Below are 6,367 nucleotides of genomic sequence, written 5' to 3' on the forward strand. Positions count from 1 at the left end.
CCTCGACGGAGACCTCGGACAGCAGCGTCGCCTGCGGCACGCCCAGGCGCTCGGCCAGCAGCGCCGGCAGCACGCCCATCGTGCCGTCGGTGGAGGCCATGCCGCACACCACCAGGTCGTAGCCGGTCTTCTCCAGCGCCGCGGCCAGGATCGCCGAGGTGCCCATCACGTCGGTGCCGTGGATGTCGTCGTCGTTGACGTGCACGGCCTTGTCCGCGCCCATCGACAGCGCCTTGCGCAGCGCGTCCTTCGCGTCGTCCGGGCCCACCGTCAGCACCGTCACCTCGGCGCCCTCGTTCGCCTCCGCGATCCGCAGCGCCTGCTCGACGCCGTACTCGTCCAGCTCCGACAGGAGGCCGTCCACGCCCTCCCGATCGGTGGTCGCATCGTCCGCGAAGCGACGGTCACCGGTCGCGTCGGGCACGTACTTCACACAGACAACGATCCTCAAGCTCACGGCCTGCTCTCCTGTTACTGGTCCGATCCGGCGGCTGCGGCTGCGTCCGTCGCGTGTCGAGCGGTCTCGGCACACGCGCGGGGCCCGCGGTCCGGGCGGCGCGCGCCGGTGCCCCTCCGGAACTCCCCGGCAGCATACTCATGAGTAGCTCAGCCGTCACTACTCGCCAGTAGCTTACGCTGCCGCAGGTCCGGCCTGGCACCGTGCCACCGCCTTGGCCCATCCTGCCCCAGCGCGGCCCCGCTGCCACCTGACCCGGCACCAGATCGCCTGTGAGATTGAACGCTAGAAGGCCTCGCCGAGTGCCCCGATCACGTCCACCCGCCGGGGCCGGCCCGCCGCCCGGCGCACCACCCGGCCCGCCGCGTCCAGCACCAGCACGGTCGGAGTGCGGGCGATGCCCAGCCGGCGCACCAGCTCCAGCCGCGACTCGGCGTCCACCTCGATGTGGGCCACCCCCTCGACCAGGCCCGCCACCTCGGCCAGCGTGCGGCGGGTCGCCCGGCACGGCTGGCAGAAGGCCGTGGAGAACTGCACCAGCGTGGCCCGCTCGCCCAGCGCGGCGCCGAGCTCCGCGCCGGTCAGCCGCACCGCCTCGTCCCCGTCACTGCCGCTGCCGCTGCCGCTGCCGCTGCGCATCCCGCCGCCTCCGTCCCACCCGCGCCCGACCGGCGCGTCGATCACCGCTCCAGTGTGACAAACGCCGCCCCGGGCCCGGACAATCCGCCCGCCCCGCTGTCATGACCACTCTCCGTACCGCCCCGGCCACCGCCGTCGACCGCCCGGCGCCGGCTCCTGCGGCTTCCCGACGGCGCGTTCCGCCCCTGCTCGCGCCCACCGGGCCGAGTCGCGCCGTGCACGGGCGTGACAGACTGTGCCCGTTCGGGGGATTATCGGAGGGAAACACCCGTGGCCGCCGCGGCGTGCCGCGACCCGTCGGCCCTGCCACCACGCCCCGGGATCGACCGCACCGGGCAGCAGGCCCGTGGGAAGTAGGACTGACCGTGGCAGAGTTCGTGTACCCGCCGGTGATCCGCACCGCGCTGACCGCGTTCAAGGCGCTGGACCTGCGGATCTCCATCGTCGGCGCCGAGCACGTCCCCGCCACCGGCGGCGCCGTCCTGGTCAGCAACCACATCAGCTACCTGGACTTCATCTTCGCCGGCTTCGGCGCCTACCGGGTGGCCCGCCGCAAGACCCGCTTCATGGCCAAGGACGACGTGTTCCGGCACCGGATCTCCGGCCCGCTGATGCGCGGCATGAAGCACATCCCGGTCGACCGGACCGACGGCCAGCCCGCGTACGAGGCCGCCGTCAAGGCGCTGCGCGAGGGCGAGGTGGTCGGCGTCTTCCCCGAGGCCACCATCAGCCGCTCCTTCATGCTGAAGAAGTTCAAGACCGGCGCCGCCCGGATGGCCGCCGACTCCGGCACCCCGCTGCTGCCCGTCGTCCTCTGGGGCACCCAGCAGCTGTGGACCAAGGGCCGTCCGAAGACCCTGACCAAGCGCCACGTGCCCGTCACCATCATGATCGGCGAGCCGATCCACCTCACCGAGGCCGACAGGCCCGTCATGGTCACCCGCCGCCTGCGCGCCGCCATGTCGGAGATGCTCGACCGCGCCCAGCGCGACTACCCCGCCAAGCCGGCCGGCCCCGACGACGCCTGGTGGGTCCCCGCCCACCTCGGCGGCACCGCCCCCACCCTGGAGCAGGCCGAAGCCGAGGACGAGGCCGAGGCCGCCGCCCGCGCCGAACGCCGCGCCGCCCGCTGACCTCGCGCCGCCCCGCCGGTCTCCCGGTGGGGCGGCGCTCTTCTCAGGCGTACTGCGCCACGTACGCGTCGAACGGTGCGATGCCCACCTCGGCCCGCCGCTCGTCCATCCGCGCCGGGTCCTCGCACGGCCACGGCACCGGCACGCCGTCCCGGACGCCCGCGATCTGGGTGCCGTAGACCTGCTCGCGCCCCTCGTTCACCCGCACCCGGTCGCGCAGGAACGCCAACTCCCGCGCCCCCGCCGCACCGTCCGCCACCGCCTGCTCCATCAGCGCCAACGCCCGCCGCTGCACGTCCAGTTGACGGTCGGCGTGCTGCGCGATCAGCCAGCCGGCCCGTGCCGCCTCCGCGCCGACCTCCGCCTCGACGGGCCAGCCGTGCGCGTCCAGCAGCTCGGCCAGCCGGTCCGCGTGCCGCGCCGTCGACCGGTGCCAGGCCAGCCGGTCCGCCGGGTCCTCGCTGTTGGCCAGCGGCGCGGCCGCCCGGTCGGCGGCCCCCATCGCCGTCAACTCCGCGGCCAGGGCGGCAAGTTCGGGCTTCATTCCACGCTCCGTCGGGCTCGGGCGCCCCGCTGGCGCCGACCACGACCATTCTGGCCGGGCGGATCGCGCCGAAGATCGTTCCGAAGACCGGCGACAGGACGGCCGCCCCGCTGGGACACTTGAGGTGTTCCCGGGGCGCGCCGCCCTCCTCGGCCTCAGCCGCCGAACCAGCCCGCCGCGTCCAGCCGGAAGCCGGACGGGCCGGTCAAGCCCGCGATACCGTCCTCCAGTTCGCGCAGCCGCTGCTCGCCGAGGGCCGCCGCCCAGCGCCCGCGGATCTGCTCGAACACCGCCGCCGACCGGGCCAGCATGTCCAGCCCGCGCGGGGTCAGCCGCACCACCTTGCGCCGCGCGTCGCCCGGGTCGTCCACCCGCTCCGCGTAGCCGAGCGCCTCCAGCCGGTCCACCGTCTTCCCGGCAGCCTGCTTCGACACCCCCAGCCGGCGGCCGATCTCGCTCGCCGTCGCCCCGTCCGGCCCGATCGCCTGCAGCGCGAAGCCATGCGCGGGCCGGGCGTCGGGGTGGCCCTGGCGGGCCAGTTCGGCGTGCAGCTCGTCGATGATCGTGCGGAATCCGGCGAACAGCAGCAGCGGCAGCTCGAAGCCGTTGCGCCGATCGACAACCTGGTTTACGTTTTGGTCAACCACGTTGTCCATTCTAGGGCGCGCCGTCGAAGCGCACCTGTCCGCCGTCCGAAGGGACCGCCATGTCCACCACCACCGGCACCGCCCAGCACTTCCCCGACCTCACCCCCGAGAGCGCCCCGCCGGCCGCCCGCCGCGCCCTCGAACAGGTCACCCGCCACCTCGGCCACCTGCCCAGCGCCGCCGCCCGGCTCGCCCACTCGCCCCAACTCCTCGACGGCTTCCTCAAGTTGACCGCCATGTTCGACGCCACCGAGCTCGACCCGATGGTCCGCGAGACCGTCATCATGACCATCGCCACCCGCAACGGCTGCCACGTCTGCGTCGCCATGCACACCGCCCAGCTCACCCGGCTCGCCGCCGACCCCGAACTGATCACCGCCCTGCGCACCCGGCAGCCCCTCCCCGACCCCCGCCTGGAAGCCGTCCGGAGCTTCGTCCACTCCGCCCTCGACCACACCGGCGCCGTCCCCGAACCCGAACTCGCCGCCTTCCTCGCCCACGGCTTCACCCCCCGCAACGCCCTCGACATCATCCTCGGCATCGGCGCCTACACCCTCTCCACCTTCGCCAACCGCCTCACCGCCGCCCCCATCGACCCCCAACTCGCCCCCTACGCCTGAGGGCTGTCCCGCAATCGATCTCTGGGCGGTGGCGGCCAGGCCGGTCGAGCGCCGGTTGCGCTCGGCCACCCGGCTCGGAGGTTGTGCAGGCGGGCGATGCCGAGCACTGCGTGGCCGTCGCCCTTGAGCCGGCAATCGCGGCTGATCACCGTTGGAAACCGCCGGCTGCCGGCGGGACGCGACGTGGTGGTCCGGGTGGTCTCGGCGTGGGAGCCTCGTGATCATGGCAACTGAAACCGAGGCGGGCGAGCTCCTGCACCAACGGGGCTGGCGAACGGCGTTTGCGGTCACCGACAGGGTGGATGCGTGGGAGGCCCTGGTGAGCCTCATCGAGCACGGCTACGGCGACTCCGTCTCCGAGTACACCAACGACCTCTACTGCCGGAACTGGCTCCACGAGGCATGGCTCCTGCTGGACGATCACATCGTTCAGCTCCGGACCCCGCGGATCAAAGCCCTGGACGACCGATACAGGGCCGCGACCATCGACGACGACGGCCAGGCGCTCGGCCGGTTCCACAGACTGCCGGGCCCCGACCTGTGGTGGTGGCGTCGACACCCCCGCATCCTCACCGGAGACCTCGGCCGCTCACTTCGCTCGGTCGGCGCCATCGGCACCTACCCGGACACTCCGTGACCCCAGCTCCAGCGGGGGCGCGGGACAGCCCTCAGCCATCCGCCCCAGCCGGTACGCTCCCCCGGTGACCGACCGCGGCCTCACCCTTCCCGCCCTCCGGCACCAGCTGGTGACCGCGGTCCTCACCCTGGCCGCCCCCGGCCTCCAGGACGCGGACTTCGACCCCGCCCCGTACCTGGCCACCCTCCTCACCGACGCCTGCGACGCCACCGCCCCCGTCCCCTGGCTCGGCCACACCCTCCGCACCCCCGAAGAAGCCGCCGTCGCCGCCGACCTCGGCACCGCCCTCCACCGCCACCTAGCCACCCTCCCGCCCGCCCCCACCCCCACCGACCACCTCCAGGCCCCCACCTGGCCCGCCATCACCACCACCTCCGCCCGCCTCGCCCGCCTCCTCATCCACAACGACCACCACGCGACGGCCCCCTGACCCGCACCACCCCCGCGGCCCCGCGCTCCTCCTGGACGACCGCCGCCAGCCCCTGGCCGACGCTCGATCCCTTGCCGCCGCCCGCCCGTACCTCGCCCGACCGCTTCCGCCCCGCGCCCGACCACAGGCTGGACGCCCCCTGGCCAGCGGCGCGCTGACGGTACATCATCATCTTCTTCGGCAGACCCCGAGTCGCAAAAGGATGATCGACACATGCCCCTGACGTTCCGGAAGCCCCGCCTCAAGGCCGGGATCCTCGCCCTCACCACCGCCGCCGCTCTCGGCGCCGTCGCCACACCCAGCGCCCAGGCGGCAGGCAACTGCACCCACTACGGGCAGGCCGGGTACGCCCAGGTCTTCACCGACTTCAACTACTCGGGCGACTGCTGGGAGTTCCCCATCGGCACCTGGACGGTCTTCCCCGTCCTGGTCAACCACAAGGTCTCCTCGCTCCGCAGCTGGGCCTCCTACTCCGGCCAGCAGGTGAACCTCTCCGGCGACGGCATGACCTTCACCGCCGGCGCGGGCGAGTGGTGGCCGAACCTCCCCAGCTGGTTCAACGACCACGCCAACGCGGGCTACTGACAGCCGAACACCTGCCGCGAGCCCTGGCGAGCCCACGCCGACGCCGACGCCGACGCACCGAACGACCGAGAGGGCCCCAACCGGAGCCCCCTCGGCCGTCCCGATCCGGTCAGCGCCCCGGACCGTCACCCGCGCCCTCGCCCGACACCGCGTCGGGCAGCACGAAATGCGGGTTCTCGATCAGCCCGACCACCGCCCCGGACGGCTCGACCACCGCCGCCAGCCGGATCCCGCCGCCGACCTCGTGCACCGCGTCCCGCACCGTCGCCCCTGCCTCCAGCACCGACTTCAGCGCCACATCGACGTCCCGAACACCCCAGTACGTCACCGGCCCACCCGCCGGATCCGCGCTCGGGTCCAGCCCCAACTCGTAGCCACCCACGCTGAAGCCGACGTAGAACGGCTCGTCGAAGTACGGCTCGATGCCCAGCACCGAGGACCACCACGCCTTCGCCGCCGCAAGGTCCGGCGCAGGGTAGATCACCGTTCGAAGACCGAGAAACACGTCAACACCCTTTCGTAGCAAGCTGGTTGTTCCCACCGCGAGCGTACGACCCGGGTCCGACAACACCGCCCCGCCACTGAAGTTGAATGTGTGATGTCGCTCGGACGGGTGAAGTCGTAGCGTTCGTCTGCCGGCGGAGGGTCGAGCCCGGTAGTCGTGTGCTGTGAGGT

The 6,367-nt window shown here is 73.1% G+C and carries 10 protein-coding genes; 5 read left to right on the plus strand and 5 right to left on the minus strand.

The genetic code is table 11. The features are described 5' to 3' along the window. Both ACWEMJ_RS33330 and ACWEMJ_RS33335 read right to left on the minus strand, forming a co-directional pair. On the minus strand, positions 1 to 457 hold a 457-nt coding region (locus ACWEMJ_RS33330; RefSeq protein WP_452140889.1), incomplete at its 3' end, for an electron transfer flavoprotein subunit beta/FixA family protein. A gap of 285 nt (positions 458 to 742) precedes the next feature. After that, entirely contained in the window at positions 743 to 1,096 is a 354-nt protein-coding gene (locus tag ACWEMJ_RS33335) for a TlpA family protein disulfide reductase (protein ID WP_452140898.1), read from the minus strand. A 365-nt stretch (positions 1,097 to 1,461) separates the two neighbouring features. Between ACWEMJ_RS33335 and ACWEMJ_RS33340 the strand changes: the two genes are divergently transcribed. Then, positions 1,462 to 2,229 carry a lysophospholipid acyltransferase family protein gene (locus tag ACWEMJ_RS33340; RefSeq protein WP_452140890.1) on the plus strand — a complete coding sequence of 256 codons (768 nt, stop codon included), beginning with the start codon at positions 1,462 to 1,464 and terminating at the stop codon, positions 2,227 to 2,229. Positions 2,230 to 2,272: 43 nt separating this feature from the next. Here ACWEMJ_RS33340 and ACWEMJ_RS33345 read toward each other — a convergent pair whose 3' ends face one another. Further along, positions 2,273 to 2,773: a DUF6624 domain-containing protein gene (locus tag ACWEMJ_RS33345; protein ID WP_452140891.1), complete on the minus strand. Its 501-nt coding sequence runs from the start codon at positions 2,771 to 2,773 to the stop codon at positions 2,273 to 2,275. A gap of 155 nt (positions 2,774 to 2,928) precedes the next feature. Continuing rightward, positions 2,929 to 3,429 carry a MarR family winged helix-turn-helix transcriptional regulator gene (locus tag ACWEMJ_RS33350; RefSeq protein ID WP_452140892.1) on the minus strand — a complete coding sequence of 167 codons (501 nt, stop codon included), beginning with the start codon at positions 3,427 to 3,429 and terminating at the stop codon, positions 2,929 to 2,931. A gap of 50 nt (positions 3,430 to 3,479) precedes the next feature. Here ACWEMJ_RS33350 and ACWEMJ_RS33355 point away from each other — a divergent pair, with 50 nt between their 5' ends. The 4 genes from ACWEMJ_RS33355 to ACWEMJ_RS33370 all read left to right on the plus strand — a co-directional run bounded on the left by ACWEMJ_RS33355 (position 3,480) and on the right by ACWEMJ_RS33370 (position 5,692). After that, complete coding sequence (locus ACWEMJ_RS33355) at positions 3,480 to 4,040, plus strand: carboxymuconolactone decarboxylase family protein (RefSeq protein ID WP_452140893.1); 561 nt, start codon at positions 3,480 to 3,482, stop codon at positions 4,038 to 4,040. Positions 4,041 to 4,263: 223 nt separating this feature from the next. Further along, positions 4,264 to 4,677 (plus strand): hypothetical protein, encoded by a 414-nt coding sequence (locus ACWEMJ_RS33360; RefSeq protein WP_452140894.1) that lies wholly within the window; start codon positions 4,264 to 4,266, stop codon positions 4,675 to 4,677. Positions 4,678 to 4,741: 64 nt separating this feature from the next. Beyond that, the gene (locus tag ACWEMJ_RS33365) at positions 4,742 to 5,107 is read left to right on the plus strand and encodes an SCO4402 family protein (RefSeq protein WP_452140895.1); all 366 of its coding nucleotides are present in this window, start codon (positions 4,742 to 4,744) and stop codon (positions 5,105 to 5,107) included. Positions 5,108 to 5,320: 213 nt separating this feature from the next. Next, on the plus strand, positions 5,321 to 5,692 hold the full coding sequence (locus ACWEMJ_RS33370; RefSeq protein WP_452140896.1) for a hypothetical protein: 372 nt from the start codon (positions 5,321 to 5,323) through the stop codon (positions 5,690 to 5,692). Between the two features lie 109 nt (positions 5,693 to 5,801). On the opposite strand, the gene ACWEMJ_RS33375 is transcribed toward ACWEMJ_RS33370, so the two are convergent. After that, positions 5,802 to 6,176 (minus strand): VOC family protein, encoded by a 375-nt coding sequence (locus tag ACWEMJ_RS33375; RefSeq protein WP_452140897.1) that lies wholly within the window; start codon positions 6,174 to 6,176, stop codon positions 5,802 to 5,804. Positions 6,177 to 6,367 lie beyond the last annotated feature (191 nt).

The organism is Kitasatospora sp. NPDC004531, assembly GCF_053602195.1.

Coding starts and splice junctions, on each gene's coding strand:
- ACWEMJ_RS33335 (WP_452140898.1), bottom strand. CDS start 1,096: ATGCGCAGCGGCAGCGGCAGCGGCAGCGGCAGTGACGGGGACGAGGCG.
- ACWEMJ_RS33345 (WP_452140891.1), bottom strand. CDS start 2,773: ATGAAGCCCGAACTTGCCGCCCTGGCCGCGGAGTTGACGGCGATGGGG.
- ACWEMJ_RS33350 (WP_452140892.1), bottom strand. CDS start 3,429: ATGGACAACGTGGTTGACCAAAACGTAAACCAGGTTGTCGATCGGCGC.
- ACWEMJ_RS33355 (WP_452140893.1), top strand. CDS start 3,480: ATGTCCACCACCACCGGCACCGCCCAGCACTTCCCCGACCTCACCCCC.
- ACWEMJ_RS33360 (WP_452140894.1), top strand. CDS start 4,264: ATGGCAACTGAAACCGAGGCGGGCGAGCTCCTGCACCAACGGGGCTGG.
- ACWEMJ_RS33370 (WP_452140896.1), top strand. CDS start 5,321: ATGCCCCTGACGTTCCGGAAGCCCCGCCTCAAGGCCGGGATCCTCGCC.